Source organism: Holophagaceae bacterium (assembly GCA_016720465.1).
Taxonomy (GTDB): Bacteria; Acidobacteriota; Holophagae; order Holophagales; family Holophagaceae; genus JANXPB01.
This window is the reverse complement of sequence record JADKKO010000004.1, coordinates 53,873-76,552: the sequence shown is the minus strand read 5'-3', so window position 1 is coordinate 76,552 and position 22,680 is coordinate 53,873. Positions and strand designations below refer to the sequence as shown.

The window sequence follows — 22,680 nt, the reverse complement described above, 5'->3', positions numbered from 1 at the left end:
ACACCCCATGGAGACGTGCCATGAGCCCCCGCAAGCTGGCCTTCAAAATCCACGGCATGGATTGCGCCGAGGAGATCGCCGTCCTCAAGCGCGAAATCGGGCCACTCGTGGGAGGCGCAGCCAACCTCGCCTTCGACCTTTTGAACGCGAAGATGATCGTCTCAGAGGGGGCCTCGGCCTCCCCCGAGGCCATCCTCAAAGCCGTGGCACGCACGGGAATGAGCGCCGAGCCATGGCAAGAAAGCACGGGAACAGGACTGAAGAAATCCGCGCGCCAAAAGCTCCAGTTGGCCCTCACGATTTTCAGTGGTGGACTCACGTTGTTGGCCTTTGGCCTGCATGTCTGGGCATCAGGTGGATTGCACGAGGCCCTGGGTGCCGAGGGTGTGGGCCATGTCCACGCAATCCCCTGGTTTTCCAAGGGCGCCTACTTGGGGGCCATGTTGGCCGCCTGCTGGTTCATTGCGCCGAAGGCCTGGCTTTCGGCCCGACGCCTGCGCCCGGACATGAACCTGCTGATGGTGGTGGCGATCCTTGGGGCCATCAGCATAGGTGAATGGTTCGAAGCTTCCACGGTGGCCTTCCTTTTCGCGGTCTCGAATGCTCTTGAGGGTTGGAGCCTCAGTCGTGCGCGCCGAGCCGTGGAAGCTCTCATGGATCTGACGCCGACGCTTGTCCAGCTTGTGAAAGATGGCGGGACTGTGTCCGTTCGGCCCGAGGAGGTGCCCGTGGGCGCTCTCTTTCAGGTGAAACCAGGAGAGCGCGTGCCCCTCGATGGGATGATCCTCCAAGGCACCAGCGCCCTCAACCAGGCCCCCATTACCGGGGAGAGCATGCCGGTCTCTAAGGACCACGGTGAGGAAGTCTTCGCCGGGAGCATCAACGGCGATGGCGCCCTCGTGGTCGAGTGTTCCAAGCCAGCGAGCGACACGGTGCTCGCCCGGATCATCCGAATGATAGGAGAGGCTTCAAGCAAGCGCGCAGCCGCGGAGCAGTGGGTGGATCGCTTCGCGCAAGTCTACACACCCGTGGTGATGATTCTGGCCATTCTAGTGGCATTGATTCCGCCGCTGCTCATGAGCGGCGTCTGGGCGGATTGGTTCTATCGGGCCCTGGTGCTGTTGGTGATCGCATGTCCCTGCGCCCTCGTGATCTCCACTCCTGTGAGCATCGTGGCGGGTTTGGCCTCCGCCGCCCGGCATGGGGTCCTCGTGAAAGGCGGCATGTATCTGGAAGCACCCGCCCGCCTGAAGGCCATTGCCTTCGATAAGACCGGAACCCTCACCGAAGGTCATCCCAGCGTCGTGCAAGTCGCTCCGTTCAACGGCCACACCGAGCAGGAACTCCTTCGCGTGGCCGGATCTATGGAGTCCCAAAGCGATCATCCCTTGGCCCGGGCGATCGTAGCCCACGTGAAATCCCAAGGTGTAGCCTTCACGCCCGCCAAGGACTTTCAGTCCCTTCAGGGCAAAGGCGCCAAAGCGGTTCTGGAAGGACGTGCCCACTGGCTCGGCTCCCATCGCTTCATGGAGGATCAGGGTGCAGAGACACCAGAGATCCATGCCCAATTGGAATCCTTGGAGAGTGATGGCCGGACCGTGGTGGCCTTCGGGGTGGAGCGGGAATTGATCGGTTTCCTCGCCCTGGCGGATGCCGTTCGACCCACCAGTGCCTCAACCCTTCAGGGCCTGCGCGATGCCGGAATAGAGCATCTTGTCCTCCTTACGGGTGACAATTCGGGTACAGCCCAAGCCGTAGGCCGACAGGTCGGCCTGACCGAGATCCAAGCTGAACTACTGCCCGAGGACAAGGTGAAAGCAATCGAGGCGCTAGTCGCCAAGTATGGTCAGGTAGCCATGGTCGGCGACGGCGTGAACGACGCGCCCGCCATGGCGCGAGCCTCCCTCGGCATCGCCATGGGCGCCATGGGCAGCGACGCCGCCATCGAGACCGCCGATATCGCCCTCATGAACGACGACCTCACGCGGTTGCCATGGCTGATCCAGCACTCGCGGCGCACCCTCAAAGTGATTCGCCAAAACATCACCTTCGCGCTCGCTGTGAAAGCGGTCTTCGTGGTCCTGACCCTCATGGGCCATGCCTCGCTGTGGTCCGCCATCACGGCGGACATGGGAGCGTCCCTGCTTGTGATCTTCAATGGGCTGCGGCTTCTCAGGGGGTGAGGATTTCAGAGTGACCTTGAATGGCATCTCTTAACCTTGGATCCCAACCTCGATCCATTCGGTGATGTACCCATCTTCTCAAAGGCCCAGTACCAGCACCTGAGACCGTTTTTCATCTTCGACCATCAAGGATTTCATGATGTGCCGCCTCGACTGGGAATTCGTTCCTCAGCTAGCGAACCACCACCGGGGAGTGATCAGGAGAGAGCCGGGACATTATTACCCGCATCGTTGACCCAAATTGGGTCAGGATGCCTCGGTATCAAACGTAAGTCCTTGATCAACCACTGGCACGTTCCTTGAGATTGGCTCAGTGCCGAGAACCCAACGACCCAACAAGCAAGACGCATAGGACCATTCCCCTGGATGAGTGACAATCCAGGGGTGCCGCGAACCTTAATGGACCCGCGGTGAATCACGAGGAGATCCCGCCCTGAGACTGCTCTGGCCCGCACTGGCTGCCGTCCTTGCCCTCATCCTGCAGATGGCGGGCGTGATGACATCAGCCGAATTGCTCGTCCGGGATACCATGCTCAGAAATCTACCAACCAGACCTGCAAAAGGGGTCGCGGTGGTGCTCATCGACGAAGAAGCAATTTGCTTGGGAGGCCGCTGGCCTTGGGATAGAGCACATCTCGCGCGACTGGTCGAACAGGTGATTTCGGGGGGAGCGAAGGGAGTTGCAATCGACCTACTGCTACCGGAGGAACGAGAAGGCGACGATCTCTTGGCGCGTGCTTTAGGACGCGGGCCTTCGGTTTTGGCAGCGGGTGTTGATGATGCGGGCCACTGGCTGTTGCCGAATCAGGTTCTTCAGGCCACCCCTGTCGGGCACGTCAGCTTCGATCTCGATCGGGACGGTGTGGTGCGGCGATTCTCCTCGACGAAACAGATGGAAGGGAGGGCGTTCCCTGCACTTCCCGTGGCTGCAGCGCGGCTTGGCAATGCCCAGCTCCCCATCCCCGTGGGCTTGATGCTCCGGCCCGCGTTCCGAACACGACCCATTCCTTTTGTCAGCGCTGCATCCGTTCTTGACTCGCACAAAATAGATATCCTCCGGGACCGGATCGTTTTCATTGGCACGAGTGCCGCTGGTGTAGGCGACCGATTCGTTACTCCTGTTTCCCAGGGTGGTTCTCCCGAACCCGGAGTCCTGGTCGAGGCGATTTCAGCCGAGGCCATCCTGTCAAAGGATCTCCTGCACCGCGCATCGCCCCTCGTCAACGTTCTGCTAGCTTTCGGCCTGGCCTTGCTGGGAACTCTCCTTCCGATGGCCCCAGGCCGCACACTACCTTTATTCACCTCTGGCCTTGCGCTGGCACCTCTAATGGTCTCGGCAGCTTCGCTCCACTTTCTAAATCTGGAGTTGGCTCCGCTTTCGGTGATTCTCGCCCTCCTTTTTGTGGGTGTGGTCGTGGGGGCTGATCGCTGGCGCCGATCCAAATTAGCCATGAGCACTGCCGAGAACCGGATTTCGGAGTTGGAGAGCCTCCAGGTGATCATCTCCGAAGCAAGAAAGCAGGATGCCGAGGCACGTCGTGTCGTCGCCCATGAACTCAAGACTCCCCTGACCTCCGTGAAGGGGTTGGCCCAGCTTCTGGCCCAGTTCGACCTTTCCGCGCCGGAAAGAAATCGCGTGGCACGGATGGTGGTTTCCGAAACTGCCCGTCTCGCGCAGATGGTTGATGCCTTGCTCGACTTGGAGCGACTGCGGCTAAGGGATTTCGGCCGGGATGCACAGCTCTTGGATTTCTCGGCTCTCTGCGCCGAGAGGGTGGACTACCTTCGCGCCGGTGCTCAGCGGGACATAGTGGCCGACATTGGGACTGGGCTTCAGGTGCTGGGCGACAAAGCCCTCCTTGAGAGGGTCATCGAAAACCTCGTTTCCAACGCCATTAAATTCTCTCCGGAAGGATCCCCGGTTCGGATTGGGTTAAGGGCAGATGGATCGCTAGCTGTGCTAGAAGTCGAAGACCGTGGGCCCGGGATTCCTATACACGAGCGCTCAAAGATTTTTGGGCGGTTCGCAAGGGGAAGCGCCCAGGCACTTGCGCCGGGGCTCGGCCTTGGATTGGCTTTGGTCGCTGAGGTGGTTGACTGGCACCGTGGCGCTGTGGAGGCCGATAGTGGCACCAACGGCGGTGGTATTTTTCGAGTTAGACTCCCGATGATCACGATTCAAAGCACCGGTTGAGGATGGCATGACACGGATTCTAGTAGTGGATGATGATCTGGCGATCCGCGAGATGGTCGCCATGGCGTTGGAGAAGAGCGGCTATCGCGTGGAACGCGCCGATGGTTACGCTGCTGGCCGAGCCTCGATTCGGGAACGACGGCCAGATCTCATCGTCAGCGACATCTACATGCCGGGCGGGAGTGGATTGGATCTGCTGAAGGAGGTCCAGGAACTCTCCGATCCCCCGCCTCTGATCCTGATGACGGCCAAAGGGAGCATCGAAACCGCGGCCCTGGCTCTAAAAGATGGAGTTTTCGACTACCTAGCCAAGCCCTTCGATCTTGACGTCATGCTGGAACGGGTGCGGGCTGCATTGGCGAGCCATGCCCCCGCAGCCCCACGCGAGGAAAGCGGCCCGAGGAGCATGATCATAGGCTCCCATCCATCCATTGTGGAGGTCTACAAGGCAACGAGCCGGGTTGCGCCGCTGCGGGTCCCAGTCATAATCTTCGGTGAAACCGGAACAGGGAAGGAACTCGTGGCCCGGGCGCTCCACCGATTTGGAGCCCACCCGGAGGGGCCCTTCATCCCAATCCACTGCGGTGCGATTCCGGACACGCTGATCGAGAGCGAACTCTTCGGCCACCGGCGCGGCGCCTTCACAGATGCCCACAATGACCGGCGCGGCGCTCTCACCCAGGCGAATGGCGGCACGGTCTTCTTCGATGAGATCGGCGAGATCTCCCCGGTATTTCAGGTGAAGCTCTTGAGGTTTCTCGAGGACGGAGTCGTCCAGCCGCTCGGCGCGGAAAAGGCGGAACCCGTGGACGTGCGTGTCGTTGCTGCGACCCACCGCGATTTGAGAGCCATGGTGGCCTCAGGGGAATTCCGGGAGGACCTGTACTATCGGCTGGCGGGATATGAAATCAGGATTCCATCGCTCCGGGACCGGATCTCGGATCTCACGGCCCTGGTTGCGCACTTCCAAGAGCGTTTCCATCATGAACTCGGGCTTCCCGAAGTCGGCAGCCCGCCGAAGGAAGTGGTTTCAATCCTGGCGGCCCACCCCTGGCCGGGGAACGTTCGGGAACTCGGACATGTGATTCGGCGTGTGCTCATCGAGACGGGCTCACTCGATGATGTGGCCGTCTTTGAACAGATTCTCGGAGCCACTGCAAACCCTCGAGAACCTGCTGCCGCATCGGTGCTTTTCCCCGGATGTTTTCAAGAACCGTTCGTGCCGCTGGACGACATGGAACGAATTTACATTCTTTCGGTGTTGGCCCACACCGGAGGAAACAAGACCGAGGCCGCCCGCATCCTCGGAATCGAGCGGAAGACTCTTGCACGCAAACTCAGGCGGACCGATGGTGGCGAAATGGAAGACCTTGATGGAGGCGACGTATGATCCCCTTTCTTGTTCCGCTAGCGTTAACCCTGCTCCAAACTTCGGGGCCTGGAACCGAGGCACCACTCGTTTACCGGTTCGATGAAGTCAAACGATCGGTCTTCCTCTTGCCTGGTGGTGACAAGAGCAGAGAGTCCAAGGTCGCAAAGGGCGGTGCCGCAAACTCCGGGGACATGGTTCGGACGGGCTGGCTGGGTCAAACAGTGATTGCCGTGCCAGCTCGAAATTCGCGATTCGAGGTTTTCGCAAACACCCAAGTCAAACTTGCAGGCGGTGAACCCGGGGTTTTGCTCGTCCTCGAAAAGGGACGCATCAAAGCATTCTTCCAGGCCCTCATCGAAGGAGGCCGCGAGGAGCGGCGTGTCGCGGTCCCCGGAGCACTCCTGGCCGTGCGGGGAACGAGGTATGGCATAGAGGTAGACAGAGATGGAAAATCCATCCTGGTGGTCTTCGAAGGTGTCGTGGAAATACTCCACGATGCGCCACACGCGGAACCGATCCGCGTGAAGGCGGGCGAGTGGTCTACCTTCGGGCCTGCTAGCGCACCCAAGATTGAATCGATGCACACGCGTGGATTCATGGAGAGGACATGGAACCAGGGAATGCGCCCGGATGGGTCCATGGGGACCGGGGCCATGTCACCCGGCGGTACCATGCCCAAGGGAATGCCTTCGGGCCCTGGCCATAAGCATATGTGATCCGGGATATGGCCAATAAGCTGGGGGGCGATGTGGCCGTGGTGGAGGAGTGATGTCCGATTGCTGCGAAAGTCTCCAGACCCGTTTTCGGGTCTTTTGGAGCATGCTTGCCGCCCTTGCTTTCTCACTGCCGGGAAGCGCCCTGTGGAGCCAGGATGTTCTTCCTTACATGGAGACGGGTGTGGGTCGAAAACAGGGCGACTTCGGTTCACCGACTCGAAGCACATTCTGGCTAGGCTATGCCACTTATGGTGTCACCGGGGCTCGATGGGATGCGAGCCTGACGGTCCCATTCCTTTGGCTCAATCGTGATGGCGGAGGGGATTCTTCGCAAGATCAGGGAATCGGCGACGTTGTCGTTCGCGGCAGCTACCGGTTCCTTCCAGAAAACGAGGACGGTTGGTCATTGGATGGAGAGGGCGCCGTCAAATTGCCCACCGCCAGCGACACCAAGGGGCTTGGTACGGGGAGGACTGATGTGGGGGGCTTCCTTGCCCTGCACCAGCGGCTAGGCCTCTTCCAATGGACACTTCTCGGCGGATGGATTCAGGGCGCCTCCACGAACCAGGCGGGCACCGCTGACACTCTCACGTCCGGTTCCTACGTTGTGGGCCTCCGTGGGACATGGGACCTCAACCGGAATCGCTGGGGGGTTGCGTTCGAAGCGCGTGGGGCTACCTTCCAAGGCGAGCCAGGGATAAAGGAACTCTCTATGGACGTGTTTCATCCCATCTCGTCGAAGTGGGCCATGAAGGCGGTAATCACGGCGGGATTTAGCGACGGCGGCCCCAAACAGAGTGTGGGCGTGGCTCTCGTTCGTGTTTTCCCGTAGATGACTGTCCATGGATGACTGACAGGGACTGTTCCTTCGCTCATCTCCCTCGGACCCTGGACCGAGACATTCCTACCCACCCTGCCAACGGAAACGGGTCACGATGTCTCGGTGTTGAAGGTAAGTCCTTTAAAAAACTCCTGGCACGTTCCTTGAAATTTGTTCCGTTGAAATCGTTCCTCTGCTCGTTCGAGGAATGCCCTCGGACCACTGCACCACAGGAGTACTCATGAAATCCTTCGCCTCTTTTGCAATCTTGATCGCCGGGCTGTCGCTGGCTTGTGGAGGCAGCAGTGGTGGGACCGGTGGGACCACCACAACTCACCCTCCTGCTCCGATTGCGGGCTTTGTGGCGGGTGTGGTGGGTGGCACGTCCGATGCGCCTCAGATCAACCACACGCCCTTGGGGATGAACGGGGCAACGGTAACCATGAATGGTCAGTCGGCGACCTCTACCATGGTTCAGCCAGGCACGGTGATGACAGGTATGACTACCGCGGGCGGCATGGGCATGGGTGGGAGCGGCTACACCATGCAGAGCGTTCAGCTCATGTCCTCCTTCATGGGATCGATCCAGGCAGTTGATCAGTCCTCTGCCCGCATGACCGTCATGGGCCAGGCGATTCAGATGAATGCTCTCACTCAGCTAGCCCAGGAGAACCAGGACGGAACCTATACCAGCCTCACCATGGCGGACTTCCACTCGGGCGATTTCGTGTCGGTGCATGGTTCCTTCCTTGCAGACGGCACCTACATGGCCACCCGCGTGGAACATCGCAAACCCGGCATGGACACCAGCCAGAACGGCACCATGGGGCAGGTCTCCAACCTCAATACGACGGCCAAAACGTTCAACCTCGGCACCTGGAGCGTTAGTTATGGCTCCGCCACTGTGAACGGTACTCTGGCCAACGGCGCCTGGGCACAGGTCCGCGGCACCGTCTCCGGCACACAGATCACTGCCGCCTGGGTGAACGTGATGGGCGCCATGGGAGATCCAGGAAGCGGAATGGGGCTCCGTGGGCTGGTACTGAACCTGAACACCTCCGCCAAAACCTTCAGCCTGATGTCTCTCACGGTGAACTACGCCCAGGCAACGGTGGTTGGCACCCTCGCCGAGGGCGCCATGGTGGAAGTTGAGGGAAGCCTAGCCTCAGGCTCGACCACCACCGTAAACGCCACACGGGTCGAAGTGGAATCCATGGGCATGGGCGGTGGGATGGGCTCTGGAACAGGGATGAGCAACCTGCAGGTGAATGGAACGATCACCGCCCTGGACCTGAGCGCGATGACCCTCACGGTGTCGGGAACGACATTCTGGTTGGACACCGCTACATTGATCATGTCCCACGACACCCCCATGACCGCCCCACAACTGAAGGTGGGCGACTGGGTGGCTGTGATGGCGGACTCGACGCGGAAGAACAGCGCTGGGTATGCCTACGCCCTCCGGATTTCTGAAATGATCGGGAGCGGCGGCGGGATGGGCTCCAGCGACCTGATGGGATCGGTGACCTCGGTGAATGCCAGCGCGCAAACTCTCGTCCTTAACGGCTTCACGGTCAGTGTCACCTCCAGCACCACTTATGCGTCTCAAGGTGCTTCCATGACGGCAGCCAGCTTCTGGACAGCGGTCAAGGTGGGCAGCAGAGTGGAAGCCATTGGAACCCCCACCCCCTCAGGTTCAACCCTCGTCGCCACACGGCTCGTGCTTGGCGGAATGGGTGGAATGGGCGGCGGAGGCATGTGAGGCGGTCTTCAACCTCGAGACCTGGGTTGGAAACAGCCCATCAACTTGATAACAGTCTTACGGAAGCCAGCACCATGCAATTGCAAGGTGCTGGCCCTTACCGCGAACGAAGGCCCAATGCCCCCCTGGGAGCTGGCAAGTCCACCTTGACCACGGAGTTGCCGTGAACCCACTCAACTCAATGTCTAAATGAGCGCCGTCCTTTCGGGTAAATGCTGCATGCAGGGAGTCGTAGAAGAATCTGTACAGCTATGTACACTCAAAGAGCGGCTATAGCAAAGGTCACAAGGGTAACTTTCGTTTCAGAAAAGAGATGCAGAGGTCTGAGTTTTGTGCATATTTTAAGAAACCTGGCTTCACCTCCAGGGGATGTTCGATATTTCAAGAAAGGAAAGGTGGTCCGGTTGCGCTTGATCCTCCGCCTCGTGGCGCTCTTCCTGCTGACCCTCTCTGGGTCGGTGGAGGGCGTACGCATTGCGGTGGTTCCCTCGCTTCAAGCTTGCGTCTGCGGATGTGGCGCCCCTTCTGATGATCTCTGCACATGTAAGGGGCCTACACAGCCTGCAACTCCACCGAAGAGCCCGGAGCCTTGCTCCAATTCTTCCAGTGGTTGTTCCACCAGCAATCTCGCCACGAGTGTAATTACGGCCTCCAAGCAGGCAGAGGAACCGGCTAAGAACCCTGAACCAAAGCCGGAACCCCATCCATGGCCCCTTCAGGTTGCCCAGGTCGCACGTGATGCAGGTGCTTCCCTCCTTCGGACTGGTTACGGTTTCTTAGGAGGCATCCCCCCTCCTTCACGATGCCTCGAACGCCTAGCCTTGCTTTCAGTCTTCCGGAATTGAGAGGCGGTCTGCAGATTTCTTAAGCAGATCAGCCACGTCTCTCATTTCCGGAGAAAGCCATGCGCACATTCCTGTGCCTGGCCTTGGGTCTCATGCCGATGGTCGGCAGGGCCCAAGCCCAGGAGCCAGCCGCCCCGTCCCGCCAGGAACCGGCAGCGGCGGAGGACCCCGTCCTCAAATCCCTTATCAGTGAATCCCTCGACCGCAACCCCGATCTTGCCAAGTCCAATGCTTTGGTGGAAGCCGATCGCGAACGCATTCCTCAGGCAAAGGCGCTTCCCGATCCAAGCCTCTCCCTGGGCATCCAAAACGACAGTTTCAAGAGCATCCAGGTCGGGAAGATGGAGACATCCTTCTACCAGGTAATGCTCACCCAGCCGCTGCCGTGGCCGGGCAAGCGAGGCCTGCGTGGGGAAGTCGCCGGGCTCGGTGCGGACATCTCGAAGGTAGCGGTCGAGCGAACCCGATTAAGCCTGCAAGCGGATGTCAAACGCGCCTATTTCGGCTTGCTATTGGTGCGCGGCCAAATCAGGCTTCTGGAGGATCAGGCGATCTTCCTTAAGAATGCCCTGGCTATCACCCAGGCGCGTTATGAGGTCGGGCAGGGGGCGCAAGCGGATCTGCTTCGGGCCCAGCTCGAACTGAACCGCCTCAGCCAAACGCGCTTCTCCCTGCAGGCAGAGGAACGAGTTTTCTTGGCGGCGCTCAATCGCCTTCGTGGATCGACGGAAGATTCGCCCATCCCCACTACAGCGTCGCTTGAGAAGATGCAATTTCAGGCCACGCCCGTCGAAGGAATGCTTGCCCAAGCCGAGGCGCAAAGCCCCGAACTTCAGGCCGCGCGCCTCGGTGTGAAACAGGCCGAGCGTAGTCTGGATCTGGCAAAACGGGACCGCTATCCGGATTTCGCAGTGAGCGGTGCCGTCATGCCCCGGGGCGCCCTTGAGCCCATGTGGTCGGTCGGCTTCTCGATTTCCCTCCCGGTCTGGTCGAAACAGAAACAGCAGCGGGCCGTGGCTGAGCAGGATTGGCGCCGCAAGTCTCAAGGTTCCGAAGCCACAAGCGTGCGGAATATCTTGAACCAGCGCATCCGCGAACGTTTCGCACAGTTCGACTCCGCCTTGGGAACCATCCGGATCTACCGGGATGGGCTGCTGGTGCAGAGCGAGGCCACCTTTCAAGCCACCCTCGCCCAGTATGAGACGGGCCGCGCCCCCTTCCTGAGCGTGTTGGAAACGCTCAATGGCTGGGTATCGGACCGCGGGGGACTCCTGCAGGCTATAGCCCAAGCGGAAGCGATCCAGATCGCCGTTGAGGAAATCAACCTTTCGGGGACACCCGCCATCAGCGCCCAAGGCCTTGCCGCGGGTTCCATTGGAATGGGGGGCGCTCCCGGTGGATCCGCCATGGGCACACCCGCGCCCTCGAAGTCCGGCGCCACCGCTGCCATGGGCGACAGTGGCGCTCCTTCGAAATCCATGTGATCTGGAGACACCCATGACTCCAGAGCCAAATAAGCCCATCCCGTGTGAAGCCTTGAATCTCACCGCCATGCTCAGGCCGTACCTCAGCCTTTTGGCTACTGCGATGGGCCTTGTCTTCGCTTTCGTGGTGCTAACGTGCCCAGTGGCCGAACCAACCCGGGATCAGGAAAGACGGACCTCGGCCTTTGCGGGTGTCGGCTGCAACGGCTGTGGACCCCGAGGGAAGCCACCCTCAACCAAGGCCACAACCCCAGAAGTCTGCGAGATGCGCGCCTCCAATCAGACGAAGGCGGGTTCACTCCCCAATCCTAAGCGAAACGGAGTTCCCAATGAATGACGAGATAAACGAAGTTACGCCCAAGCGCTCCTGGAAACTCCGGACCCTTGGCCTGGTCGCCCTTGGACTGGCCGCGGGCGTGGGAGGAACCCTCCTCATAAGGCCTGGCTCACCTAAACCCGGAGCCCCCACGGACCAGGCGCAAACGAAGCAGATGTACCAGTGCCCGATGCATCCGCAGATCATCATGGACCATCCCGGGGATTGCCCCATCTGCGGCATGAAGCTGGTGCCCATGGAAGGCAGTGGGGACACCAAACCTTCCAACACCCCGGGCAAGATCTCCTTCTACCGCTCGCCGATGAACCCTTCCATGACTTCTCCCACGCCCAGGAAGGATGAGATGGGTATGGATTACGTGCCGGTCTACGAGGCGGAACTCAAGGGTGAAGGACCCAAGGTCGAGGACCATGCAACGGTCACCATCGACCACGAACGGCAACAGCTCATCGGCCTGAACACGGCCAAGGTCAAGGAAGGCATGGTGAGCGGCGAGGTCCGCACCACCGTCCGGCTGGCCGTGGACGAAACCCGCGTCCGCAAGATCAACGTCAAGGTCGAAGGTTTCGTCGAGAAACTCTTCGTGGACTTCGTCGGGAAGCCCGTGGCCAAGGGCCAACCGCTCTTCAGCCTCTACAGCCCGGAGTTCGTGAGTTCCCAGAGGGAATTCCTCTTGGCGCTCAAGACCCAGAAGGCTCTGGCGGGGGGATCTTTGACCTCTAGTGGGACCGACCTGCTGGAGGCGGCCAAACACCGCCTCACCCTGTGGGATGTTCCGCAAGAGACGATCGATCGCCTTGAGCAGACCGGGGAAGTCCAACGGGCCCTCACCCTGCGGTCCCCCATCTCGGGCGTGGTCACGGTCAAGAACGTCGTGGAAGGAGCCCGCATCACACCCGCGGACATACCCCTGGAGATCACGGACCTGGGCCGGGTATGGGCTCTCGCGGACATTTACCAGACCGAAATCGGGCTCGCCAAGGTCGGCCTGACCGCCACGATGACCTTGGGGTCGTTCCCTGGCAAGACTTTCACCGGTCGGGTTGTATTCATCGATCCGCTCCTGGATCCGAAGACGCGCACCACCAAGGTCCGCATTGAGTTCCCGAATCCGAAGGGGGAGTTGAAGCCTGAACTCTTCGGAGAAGTCGTGCTGAAGGGACAGGGCCACAAAGGCATTCTTGTGCCTCTGGATGCAGTCCTCGATGCCGGGATCCAGAAGGTCGTGTTCGTCGCGCTGGGGGACGGAAAGTTCGAACCCCGCGAGGTCACCACGGGTACCAAGGTTGGAGAACAGGTTGAGATCCTGTCGGGTGTGAAGGCGGGGGATGAAGTGGTCACCCGCGCCAACTTCCTGGTGGATTCCGAATCCCGCCTAAGGGCTGCCCTGGCGCACCTCAGCCAAAAGGCGAGCTCCTCATCCGCATCCCCATCCGCGCCTGCGGATGGGCACAAGCATTAAGGAGATCGCCATGCACGGAAACAGCGCCTACGATCCCGAACACCCGACTTTCCTGCAAAAGATCATCCGGTTCTCGGCGGAGAACCGCTGGCTGGTCATGGCGGCCACCGCCCTGGCCTTGGCCATGTCCTTCTGGACCATGCGGAACATCCCCCTGGACGCCGTGCCGGATCTTTCCGACACGCAGGTCATCGTCTACTCCAAATGGGATCGCAGCCCCGACCTGGTGGAAGACCAGGTCACCTATCCCATCGTTACCAGCCTCCTCGGCGCGCCCAAGGTGAAAACGGTGCGCGCGCTCTCGGACTTCGGATTCTCTTACGTGTACGTCATCTTCGAGGATGGAACGGACATCTACTGGGCCAGGTCCCGGGTGCTCGAATACCTGAGCAAGATCTCATCGAACCTCCCTCCTGGCGTGAAAACAGAATTGGGACCGGACGCCACGAGCGTTGGTTGGGTCTACCAGTACGCTTTGGTGGATCACTCAGGCCAACACAGCACGGACGAGATCCGGTCCTATCAAGACTGGTTTCTGCGCTACTCGCTCCAGAGCGTGCCCGGAGTGGCTGAAGTGGCAACCATCGGCGGCCAATCCAGGCAGTTCCAGGTCAGCATCAACCCGAACAAACTGGCGTCCTACAAAATCTCAATCGAGACCGTGATCCAGGCCGTGAAGGGTGCGAATGCCGAAGTCGGTGGGCGCCTGGTCGAATTCAGCGGGCGCGAGTACATGGTCAGAGGTCGAGGCTATGTGAAGAGCACGAAGGACCTCGAAAGCGCCGTCCTCAAGGCGGAGAATGGAACACCAGTCCGCCTCAGCGATGTAGCCACTGTCAGCCTTGGTCCAGAGATGCGCAGGGGCATCGCGGATTTAGACGGGCACGGCGATGTGGTTGGCGGCATCGTGGTGATGCGACAGGGAGAGAACGCGCTCAATGTCATCGAACGGGTGAAAACCCGCATCGCTGAACTGAAGGTCAGCCTACCCAAGGGCGTTGAGGTGGTCCCCGTCTATGACCGCTCGGAACTGATCGAGCGCTCCATCAAAACCGTGAAGCACAAGCTGATCGAAGAGATGATCGTCGTTTCGATCATCATCCTGATCTTCCTCTGGCATGTCCCCTCCGCCATCGTGCCCATCATCACCATCCCAGTCTCGGTGGCGCTTGCATTCATCCCTATGTATGGGATCGGCCAAAACGCAAACCTCATGAGCCTGGCAGGCATCGCCATCTCCATCGGCGTGCTGGTGGATGGCGCCATCGTGGAGGTGGAAAACGCCTACCGGAAGATTGAGAAGTGGATAGAGGCCGGGAAGCCCGGCGACTTCTACCATGTCCGCCTCGAAGCTTTGATGGAGGTCGGCCCCAGCGTCTTCTTCAGCCTGCTGGTGGTGGCGGTGAGCTTTCTGCCCATCTTCACGCTGATGGATCAGGAAGGCCGGCTCTTCAAGCCGCTGGCCTTCTCCAAGAACTTCGCCATGGGCATCGCCGCGCTCTTGGCGCTTACCCTGGACCCGGCCATGCGCATGCTCTTCGCCCGGGTCGAACCTTTCACCTTCAAGCCCAAATGGCTGGCCTGGACGTTCACTCAAGTCGCGGTCGGGAAGTACTACTCGGAAGAAAAACACCCCATCAGTGTCTTCCTCCACCGGATCTACGAACCCCCTTGCCGCTTCGTGATCAGGCACGCCAAGGCGACCATCGCGGTGGCCTTCCTGCTGGTCCTCGCCACCATCCCGGCCTTCATGGGCCTGGGCAGCGAATTCATGCCGCCCCTGAACGAGGGCACGCTGCTCTACATGCCCTCGACCCTGCCGGGAATCAGCCAAACCGAGGCCCAGCGAATCCTTCAAGTACAGGACCGATTGATCCGGACGGTCCCCGAAGTGGGGAGCGTGTTCGGCAAAGCCGGGCGGGCCGATACCGCCACGGACCCCGCACCCTTCTCCATGATGGAGACGGTCATCGTGCTGAAGCCCGAAGAACAATGGCGCGAAAAACCCCGGTGGTTTTCCTCCTGGGCCCCGGACTGGGGGAAGTCCATGCTTCGCCCCTTCTGGCGGGACCGCATCACCCAGGAGGAAATCGTCGCGGAACTGGACCGTGTGGTGAAGCTTCCGGCCATTCCCAACGCCTGGACCATGCCCATCAAGGCGCGCCTCGACATGCTTTCCACGGGCATCCGCACGCCGGTGGGCCTGAAGATCAACGGCGCTGATCTGGATGTCATCCAGAAGATCGCCGTGGACGCTGAAAGCATCCTTCAGCGCGTGCCGGGCACCCGCAGCGCTTTCGCCGAGCGCACCGCCCAGGGCTACTTCCTGGACTTCGTCCTCAAGCGCGAGCAGCTGGCGCGGTACGGCCTCAGCGTCGAGCAGGCCAACATGATGGTGATGACCGCCATCGGCGGCGACAACCAGAGCACGGTCTTCGATGGCCGGGCGCGGTACCCCATCAATGTCCGCTATGCCCGGGACTACCGCGAGTCCCCGGAGGCCCTGAAGCGCGTGCTGGTGCCCCTGCCGAACGGGTCCACCATCCCCATGGCGGAGATCGCCGAGCTGAAATGGACCACGGGTCCCGCCATGATCCGGGACGAGAACGCACTGCTCGCGGGTTATGTCCTGGTTGACTTCGACACGTCCAAGACCGACGTGGGAACCTACGTGGACCAGGCCAAGAAGGCCATCGAAACGGAGCTGAAGCTTCCCGCTGGCTACAGCCTCAGCTGGAGCGGCCAGTACGAGAACATGATCCGCGTGAAAGAACGGCTGAAGCTCATTCTGCCGATCACGCTGGTGCTGATCTTCGGCCTGCTCTACGCGAACACGAAGTCGGCCTTCAAGGCGTCCATCGTGATGTCGGCGGTGCCCTTCAGCGCCATCGGCGCCTTCTGGCTGCTGTACTTCCTGGACTACAACATGTCCATCGCGGTGTGGGTGGGCCTCATCGCGCTCATGGGCTTGGACGCCGAAACCGGCGTCTTCATGCTCCTCTTCCTGGACCTGTCCCACGATGAGGCCAAGGAAGCCGGCAAGCTCAACACCAAGGCCGATCTCGTGGAGGCCATCATCCATGGCGCCGTGAAGCGCATCCGCCCCAAGGCCATGACCGTCTTCGCAGCCTTCATCGGACTGCTCCCCATCATGTGGAGCACGGGCACCGGTGCGGATCTCATGAAGCGAATCGCCGCGCCCATGGTGGGAGGCCTGGCCACCAGCTTCATCCTCGAACTGCTCGTCTATCCAGCGGTGTACTACCTCTGGAAAAACGCGAGGTGGTGGATGGACCAATCACCCCCGATTCCGCGCCTGAACTTGGCTTGGCAATCACATGACTCCCCGGGGCCGCGATGCTTCCATTCCTAAGGCACATCCCATGGCAACGCCGCTGAATCCCAGCTCGTTCCTAGAGGAACGCTTTCTCGCTGAATACGCGATGTACGCCCAGACTCGCCACCTGGACGCCGCCCGGGCCAAGGACTACGCCCGTCTGGATGAGAATCATCAGGTCTACCTGGATTATTCCGGGTCGGGTCTTTACGCCGAATCCCAGCTCCAGGGACACCTGTCCTATCTCTCCCATCACGTGTTGGGAAATCCCCACTCTTTGAGTCCTGCTTCCCGGCTCACCTCGCAGGACTTGGAGGAAGCACGGAGGGAGGTCCTTGATTTCTTCCGGGCCGATCCGGTGGATTACACCGTGATCTTCACCTCCAACGCCTCGGGGGCCTTGAAGCTGGTGGGGGAATCCTATCCCTTCCAGGCCGGAGGGCGCCTACTCCTGTCTTCCGACAACCACAACTCCATGAATGGCATCCGGGAATTCGCGAAGAGAAAGGGGTGCGAAACCACCTACGCCCCCCTGACCCTCCCTGAGATGCGTTTGGACGAAGGCGCTCTAGAATTTGCGCTAGCCTCCTCCCACAACGGCGCCCCACGTCTTTTCGGTTATCCCGCGCGTTCTAACTTTTCCGGTGTCCTGCACTCGCCTGAATGGATCGCTCTGGCCCACGGCTATGGATGGGACGTGCTCTTGGATGCCGCGGCCTTCGTCCCTTCGCATCGCCTGGAGGTCAGCCATTGGAAACCGGATTTCGTATCCATCTCCTTCTATAAAATGTTTGGCTATCCAACAGGAGTGGGCTGCCTCTTGGCCCAACGCGAGGCCCTCTCCAAACTGCGACGCCCCTGGTTCGCGGGAGGAACCGTCACCGCCGCCTCGGTCCAGGGAGACCGCCATTACTTCGCGGAGGGCGAGCAGGCCTTCGAGGATGGAACCGTTAATTTCCTGGACCTTCCCGCAGTCACTCAGGGACTCCGCTACCTCGACTCCCTGGGTCTCGAATCCATCGGCGTTCGCGGGCTATGCCTGACGGGCTGGATGCTGGAGCAGATGCAACAACTCAAGCATCAGAATGGCCTTCCCGCCGTTCGCATCTATGGGCCCTCGGACACGAATCAACGGGGTGCGACGATCACGTTCAACCTTCTTGATCCTCAGGGGAACCTCGTGGATCACCGCGAGGTCATGCTCAGAGCCGAATCTCTTCGAATCTCATTGCGCACGGGTTGTTTCTGCAACCCCGGATCGGGCGAGACCGCCCTGGGCCTTGGGAAAGAGGAACTGGAAGATTGCTTCAGCCTTCCAGAGCACGAGCACCACTTCAATCCAGAAGACTTTCTACATTGCATCGAAGGGAAGGGTTCGGGGGCGGTGCGAATCTCCTTCGGCCTTGCCAGCAATTTCGAGGATGCGCGCTGCTTCTTAGCCCTTCTGGAGGATTTTTGCCCCAGTCTTCGCGACGGGTTTTCATCGTCTGTCTTTTCCAACCCTGAGGCTCAACGCCTCCATTCATAAGGAACGTCTCATGTACACAACCCTCATCTTCAGTGCCCTGGCTGCTATCGCCAGTCCCACCACGGGCGGGCCAACCAACACGATCTGCCCCGTCCTGGGGAACGCCGTAACTCCCGGCAAGAGCCCCATCGTCAAAGTGAAGGGGCACGAATACTACGTCTGCTGCGCGGGATGCGACAAGCAGCTCTTGGCTGATCCATCAAAATATCTCGAACAGGATGGGACGCCCAAGAACGCGAAAAAGGACAAGGCTCCCGAGGCCCCGAAGGAGCCCAGCGAGCACAAGCACTGAGTCCATTTCCTCTGCCCGGGCGCGAGAGGGCCCGGGCATCCCTTGGAGCCACCATGACAAAAAACGCCTATGTTCCCGCGTTGCGCTTCCACGCCTTGACGGGTCTATACGATGCCTTGGTTGCCATCTTGTGCCGGGAGAAGGCATTCAAGGCCGCCCTCGTGGCCCAGGCAGCACTCAGCCCTGGTCAGAATGTCTTGGACCTGGGCAGCGGGACGGGCACCATGACGCTCGCCCTGAAGCGCGACTGCCCTGGTGCCTTCCTCCTGGGGGTGGATGCGGATCCTAATGTATTAGAGCGGGCGCAAGCCAAGGCACTGCGGCTGGGCAGCGATGTGACATTCCTCCGCGGTTTCGCCCAGGATCTGGATCCTGACCTGGGCCCCTTCGACCGGGTGGTCACGAGCCTCTTCCTTCACCATATTCCCGCATCTGAACGGAAGGCGGTTCTCGATAAGGTGCGAAATTCCCTGAAAGAAGAGGGAGAACTTCACATCGCGGATTGGGACCGCCCTGCAAACGCCCTCCAATGGATCGGCTTTACCCTGGTGCGGATCCTCGACGGCTGGGAACTCACGCGTGGGCATGCGGAAGGTCGCATGGAGGAATGGCTCCGTCAAGCCGACTTTCAAAACGTCACGCGAACCCGCACTTTCCACACTCCGTTAGGGACGCTCTCTCTTTGGAGCGCCAAACGCTAGTCCAGCATCCCAACCTCCCCAATGCCCGGTGGAACCGCATTCTTCGGTGCCCATTTCGAGTAACCCCATCACTCCACTCTCTTACCTGAAGGAGATCCTATGTTGTTTCTTGGAACCCTCATCTTGGCGGCCACGTTGGCGGCGCCCCTTCCCCAAGGTTGTGGAGGCACTGGAAGTTCCCAGGGCGGTCATAGCGGGCATGGTGCGGCCCCTTCGCGTCAGCGCCAACCCGACCCCGACAGACCAAAGGTTCATGCCATCAATTCGATCTGCCCCGTCATGGGCCAGCCCGTGAAGCCCGGGCGGGATCGTGAGGTGGTGATCCGAGGTAACTACTACCTCGTTTGCTGCGATGGCTGCGGCCCTGATATGGCCGATAACCCCGATAAGTATCTCGACAAAGAAGGTCGCCCGAAAAACACCCCGAAGGATTCAGATGAGTCCAAATCGCGTGAATCCGTGGCGCCCGTAAAGCCAGCCACCTCTGAACACAAGCACTGATGAAGGCTTCAGTTCCAATCCGCCTGTGAACTTGAACCCTTACTAATCACCGAGAAGCCCCATTCATAAGGAGGAGCGACATGCTCGAAGCAGTAGGACGTCTTCATCCCATCGCCATCCACTTTCCTTTGGCTCTGTTGATATCTGGTGGAATGCTCAGCTTTTGCGCAACTTTGGTGCGTCGAGAGGATACCCAGAAGGCACTCAAGTCAGCCGCTCTTTGGAATTTTTGGATTGGCGCTTTGTCTCTTGTCCCGGCCCTGCTGACGGGTTGGGCCGCCTACCAAACAGTGGCGCACGACGCCCCCAGCCACGCGGCCATGACCCTCCATCGAAATTGGGCCCTTGCCACTTCAGGTGTGTTCATCGCCTTAGTCGTCTTTGCGTGGCGTGGGAGAGACAAGCATTGGCCATCGGGCTGGGTAATGGGGTCCGTCCTCATCCTAGGTCTCGCGCTGCTCGTAAGCACGGGTTTCCGGGGGGGAGAACTCGTCTTCCACCACGGACTAGGCGTGCAATCCCTCCCAACCCCTGAGGAGGAGGGCATAGTGCACGGAAGTGTAGGCCACAGCCACGGGGAAGGACAGGAGCTGGACCCGTCAAAGGCCGCCCCTCAGGGCGATGCATCCGCCAAGAGCACACCTAAACCGCCTCACCACGATGCGACACCCCACAAACATTAAGGGCCGTATCGTCTTGGCCAACGCTTTTCTGGCCAAGACGATACGGCGCTTAATGTCCGCCCCCAACCGCAATGAATAAATCTTTTTGGTCGCGACAACGTGATCTTTCTTGAAAGGACCTCCCATGAACTTTCTTCTGATGCTCGGAATGATGGGCCTGATGCTGCTTGTCTTCCATGGCCGGGGACATCACAAAGTTTCTCCAGAACCGAACCACCACACGGCCAAACCTGCTGTGGCACCAGCACCGCCCGAACCCCCAGGAGCCACTCATCGTTCAGGTGAGTCCCTTGGCGCTAAATCCCAACCTGACCCCGCAGGTGATCCCAAAGCCGAGCCTACGCCGCCCGCTACACCGCCGCCTGTCACACAAGCCGAATAGCCATTCCTAGCGAGGCACCATGCGCGTGCTTGATGTAATTCCATCCCTGGTCAGGCGCCGTTGGTTCATCGCCGCGTGCCTGGTGCCCTTTGCATTGCTTGGCATCTGGTCCATTTTGCTGGTTCGAAGTGCGCGTGCAGCCCATCACGAGTTAGACCACTGCACCATATGGACCTTGGAAACGGGCCGACATCTGGAGGCCTTCGAGACTCTTCACCAGAGGACTTCTCCCCTGTTGAGCGCCCCATCAATCGCTAGGGAAATTGCCTCAGTGGATGCAGCCTCGGATGCACTTATCAGATCCCGTGAGGAACTAGCGCGAAGGACTTCGGGGGAATGGGACGCTTCCATGGCGGCCGTGGACGGCGTGGTGAAGCGATATGCGACTCAAGTAGACCTATTCATGCGATCCGCCTTGGCTTGGGAGAAAGCTCAGCCAGGGCCCGGAAAGGCCGAAGCCCTCGCCACGGCCCGCGTGGCCTTGGCTCACCTTGATCATCGGCATCAGGAAGCACTGGGAGCCTTCCGGGTTCTCGATCATTCCCATCGTGTCCGCCTGGATGCCTCCATCCAGGCCAGCCAACGGAACAATGACCAACTCTCATTTTTCGCAGCGGGTTCACTCCTGATCGCCTTGGCCTTTTGGGCAGCGGGATGCGTGGCCCTGTGGCTCAAGCTCAAGGGCGATTCTGCGGCCAGCTTTGCGAAGACCCTGGTGGACACCCTTCCGATGGGACTTCTGGCCTGGGGAAACGATGGAATCGCCCTGGAGGCAAATCCCGGGTTGGGCAGAATCATGGGACACCCGACTCCCACCTTCAGGGCTGGGATGCATGTGGATTTACTCCTACCTCCTGAAATCCGAAAGCGCATTGAGGAGGCTGACCAGGGAGAGCGCTTCACCTTCAATCTCACCCATGCCACCGGCAGATTACTGGCGGTGGAAGCCTCCGCCGGGGCCACACGATCTTCAGCTAGCATGGTTCACCTTGCTGTATTTCGCGATATCTCCAGATCCACAGAGGCAGAGCGGCGGTTGGTGGAAACGCAGCGCATGGCGGCGGTGGGTGGAAATATGGTGGCCTTCTGCCGGGATCTCCAGCGCTCATTGAACCCCATTCTCCAATCCATCAAGATGCTCAGCCTCAAACGCGACGGAGAGGAAAGCCTTCCGGGATGGCCGACCTGGGAGCAATTGGGATGCAGCGCCATGACCGCTTCAGACCTTTTGCGCCAAATCGTCCACTTCGCGAATCAGGACCTCATGCCTGAACAGGACACCATGTTCGACCTGAATGCTTGTATCCAGGAAATGGTGGTGTCCTTCCAGACCGATGGGGTTCCCCTTGGCACTTTGGTTTTCGAATTGACAGCCAATCCGGCCTTGGTAACGGGGCCACGAGAAAAGTTCAGGGTCAGTCTCGATCTTTTGATCCAGCGGGCTCTGGATGCGACAGGCGGAGAGCCTACTGTCCGGATTCGGACCTGGGGCGAGGAAGAATTCCACTGCATTGAAATCGTCGATTCCGGCGATGCCATTCCCGCATCGCAGATCTCTCGTGTCTTTGAGCCGGTCTACCTCACCTCCATGGAGACACCGGAGAGCGGCTTCGGACTCTTCAATGTGGCCGCCACGGTTCACGAGATGGGTGGCTCCATCTGTGCCGAGAAACTGGACGGTGGGTTGACGCGCTTTTTGATCCAGATCCCCCGAGGGAGGTGAACATGCCTATTCGCAAGCAGGCCTCCCCTGATCCCAATCCCCGGAAGCGGGCGCCCAAGCGGTACTTCAAGGGCTTGATGATGCTTCCCGTCTCCCATCCACCAGGGGCACTGGTTGAATCGTGTGCGCTTCCGCCAAATCCAGCAAACCGCCGAATGGCGAAGATCTTTCTGTCAGTGGCCGGAGCGATTGTTTTCGCGGCACTCCTGCTTCTAGTGATTTACAAGAAACCGAAAATCCGGAAGGCTCCGGTCCACCCGACAGCGAGTGGATCCATCGATTCGAAAAATCCCTCGGCCCCAAAGGCTAACAAATCACCCAAGAAATGAATGATGGCGGTGCGAGATGTCACACACCT

14 protein-coding genes are annotated in these 22,680 nt (G+C 60.0%); all 14 read left to right on the top strand.

The window, feature by feature from the left end:
- Positions 1 to 20: 20 nt before the first annotated feature.
- A complete protein-coding gene (cadA, locus tag IPQ13_07805; protein MBL0210795.1) occupies positions 21 to 2,183 on the top strand; it encodes a cadmium-translocating P-type ATPase in 2,163 nt (720 codons plus the stop codon).
- Positions 2,184 to 2,679: 496 nt separating this feature from the next.
- The gene (locus tag IPQ13_07800) at positions 2,680 to 4,377 is read left to right on the top strand and encodes a CHASE2 domain-containing protein (protein MBL0210794.1); all 1,698 of its coding nucleotides are present in this window, start codon (positions 2,680 to 2,682) and stop codon (positions 4,375 to 4,377) included.
- A 7-nt stretch (positions 4,378 to 4,384) separates the two neighbouring features.
- Positions 4,385 to 5,767 (top strand): sigma-54-dependent Fis family transcriptional regulator, encoded by a 1,383-nt coding sequence (locus tag IPQ13_07795; protein MBL0210793.1) that lies wholly within the window; start codon positions 4,385 to 4,387, stop codon positions 5,765 to 5,767.
- Complete coding sequence (locus IPQ13_07790) at positions 5,764 to 6,465, top strand: FecR domain-containing protein (GenBank protein MBL0210792.1); 702 nt, start codon at positions 5,764 to 5,766, stop codon at positions 6,463 to 6,465. Before IPQ13_07795 ends, IPQ13_07790 begins: the two co-directional genes overlap by 4 nt.
- 52 nt (positions 6,466 to 6,517) lie before the next feature.
- Positions 6,518 to 7,297: a hypothetical protein gene (locus tag IPQ13_07785; GenBank protein MBL0210791.1), complete on the top strand. Its 780-nt coding sequence runs from the start codon at positions 6,518 to 6,520 to the stop codon at positions 7,295 to 7,297.
- Between the two features lie 229 nt (positions 7,298 to 7,526).
- On the top strand, positions 7,527 to 9,047 hold the full coding sequence (locus tag IPQ13_07780; GenBank protein MBL0210790.1) for a hypothetical protein: 1,521 nt from the start codon (positions 7,527 to 7,529) through the stop codon (positions 9,045 to 9,047).
- Between the two features lie 904 nt (positions 9,048 to 9,951).
- Positions 9,952 to 11,376, top strand: coding sequence for a TolC family protein (locus tag IPQ13_07775; protein MBL0210789.1), 1,425 nt, complete (start codon positions 9,952 to 9,954; stop codon positions 11,374 to 11,376).
- A gap of 329 nt (positions 11,377 to 11,705) precedes the next feature.
- Positions 11,706 to 13,175 carry an efflux RND transporter periplasmic adaptor subunit gene (locus IPQ13_07770; protein MBL0210788.1) on the top strand — a complete coding sequence of 490 codons (1,470 nt, stop codon included), beginning with the start codon at positions 11,706 to 11,708 and terminating at the stop codon, positions 13,173 to 13,175.
- Positions 13,176 to 13,185: 10 nt separating this feature from the next.
- Positions 13,186 to 16,548 (top strand): efflux RND transporter permease subunit, encoded by a 3,363-nt coding sequence (locus IPQ13_07765; protein ID MBL0210787.1) that lies wholly within the window; start codon positions 13,186 to 13,188, stop codon positions 16,546 to 16,548.
- 10 nt (positions 16,549 to 16,558) lie between these two features.
- Positions 16,559 to 18,040, top strand: a complete 1,482-nt coding sequence (locus IPQ13_07760; protein ID MBL0210786.1) for an aminotransferase class V-fold PLP-dependent enzyme — start codon at positions 16,559 to 16,561, stop codon at positions 18,038 to 18,040.
- A 10-nt stretch (positions 18,041 to 18,050) separates the two neighbouring features.
- The gene (locus IPQ13_07755) at positions 18,051 to 18,332 is read left to right on the top strand and encodes a TRASH domain-containing protein (protein MBL0210785.1); all 282 of its coding nucleotides are present in this window, start codon (positions 18,051 to 18,053) and stop codon (positions 18,330 to 18,332) included.
- A 53-nt stretch (positions 18,333 to 18,385) separates the two neighbouring features.
- Positions 18,386 to 19,033: a class I SAM-dependent methyltransferase gene (locus tag IPQ13_07750; GenBank protein MBL0210784.1), complete on the top strand. Its 648-nt coding sequence runs from the start codon at positions 18,386 to 18,388 to the stop codon at positions 19,031 to 19,033.
- Positions 19,034 to 19,614: 581 nt separating this feature from the next.
- Complete coding sequence (locus tag IPQ13_07745) at positions 19,615 to 20,217, top strand: DUF2231 domain-containing protein (GenBank protein ID MBL0210783.1); 603 nt, start codon at positions 19,615 to 19,617, stop codon at positions 20,215 to 20,217.
- Between the two features lie 401 nt (positions 20,218 to 20,618).
- Entirely contained in the window at positions 20,619 to 22,322 is a 1,704-nt protein-coding gene (locus IPQ13_07740; GenBank protein ID MBL0210782.1) for a hypothetical protein, read from the top strand.
- Positions 22,323 to 22,680 lie beyond the last annotated feature (358 nt).

Bases quoted from the DNA above. Each gene is read 5' to 3' on its own strand.
- IPQ13_07775 (MBL0210789.1), top strand. From the start codon at position 9,952: ATGCGCACATTCCTGTGCCTGGCCTTGGGTCTCATGCCGATGGTCGGC.
- IPQ13_07745 (MBL0210783.1), top strand. From the start codon at position 19,615: ATGCTCGAAGCAGTAGGACGTCTTCATCCCATCGCCATCCACTTTCCT.
- cadA (MBL0210795.1), top strand. From the start codon at position 21: ATGAGCCCCCGCAAGCTGGCCTTCAAAATCCACGGCATGGATTGCGCC.
- IPQ13_07785 (MBL0210791.1), top strand. From the start codon at position 6,518: ATGTCCGATTGCTGCGAAAGTCTCCAGACCCGTTTTCGGGTCTTTTGG.
- IPQ13_07770 (MBL0210788.1), top strand. From the start codon at position 11,706: ATGAATGACGAGATAAACGAAGTTACGCCCAAGCGCTCCTGGAAACTC.
- IPQ13_07740 (MBL0210782.1), top strand. From the start codon at position 20,619: ATGCGCGTGCTTGATGTAATTCCATCCCTGGTCAGGCGCCGTTGGTTC.
- IPQ13_07800 (MBL0210794.1), top strand. From the start codon at position 2,680: ATGACATCAGCCGAATTGCTCGTCCGGGATACCATGCTCAGAAATCTA.
- IPQ13_07750 (MBL0210784.1), top strand. From the start codon at position 18,386: ATGACAAAAAACGCCTATGTTCCCGCGTTGCGCTTCCACGCCTTGACG.
- IPQ13_07755 (MBL0210785.1), top strand. From the start codon at position 18,051: ATGTACACAACCCTCATCTTCAGTGCCCTGGCTGCTATCGCCAGTCCC.
- IPQ13_07765 (MBL0210787.1), top strand. From the start codon at position 13,186: ATGCACGGAAACAGCGCCTACGATCCCGAACACCCGACTTTCCTGCAA.
- IPQ13_07790 (MBL0210792.1), top strand. From the start codon at position 5,764: ATGATCCCCTTTCTTGTTCCGCTAGCGTTAACCCTGCTCCAAACTTCG.
- IPQ13_07795 (MBL0210793.1), top strand. From the start codon at position 4,385: ATGACACGGATTCTAGTAGTGGATGATGATCTGGCGATCCGCGAGATG.
- IPQ13_07780 (MBL0210790.1), top strand. From the start codon at position 7,527: ATGAAATCCTTCGCCTCTTTTGCAATCTTGATCGCCGGGCTGTCGCTG.
- IPQ13_07760 (MBL0210786.1), top strand. From the start codon at position 16,559: ATGGCAACGCCGCTGAATCCCAGCTCGTTCCTAGAGGAACGCTTTCTC.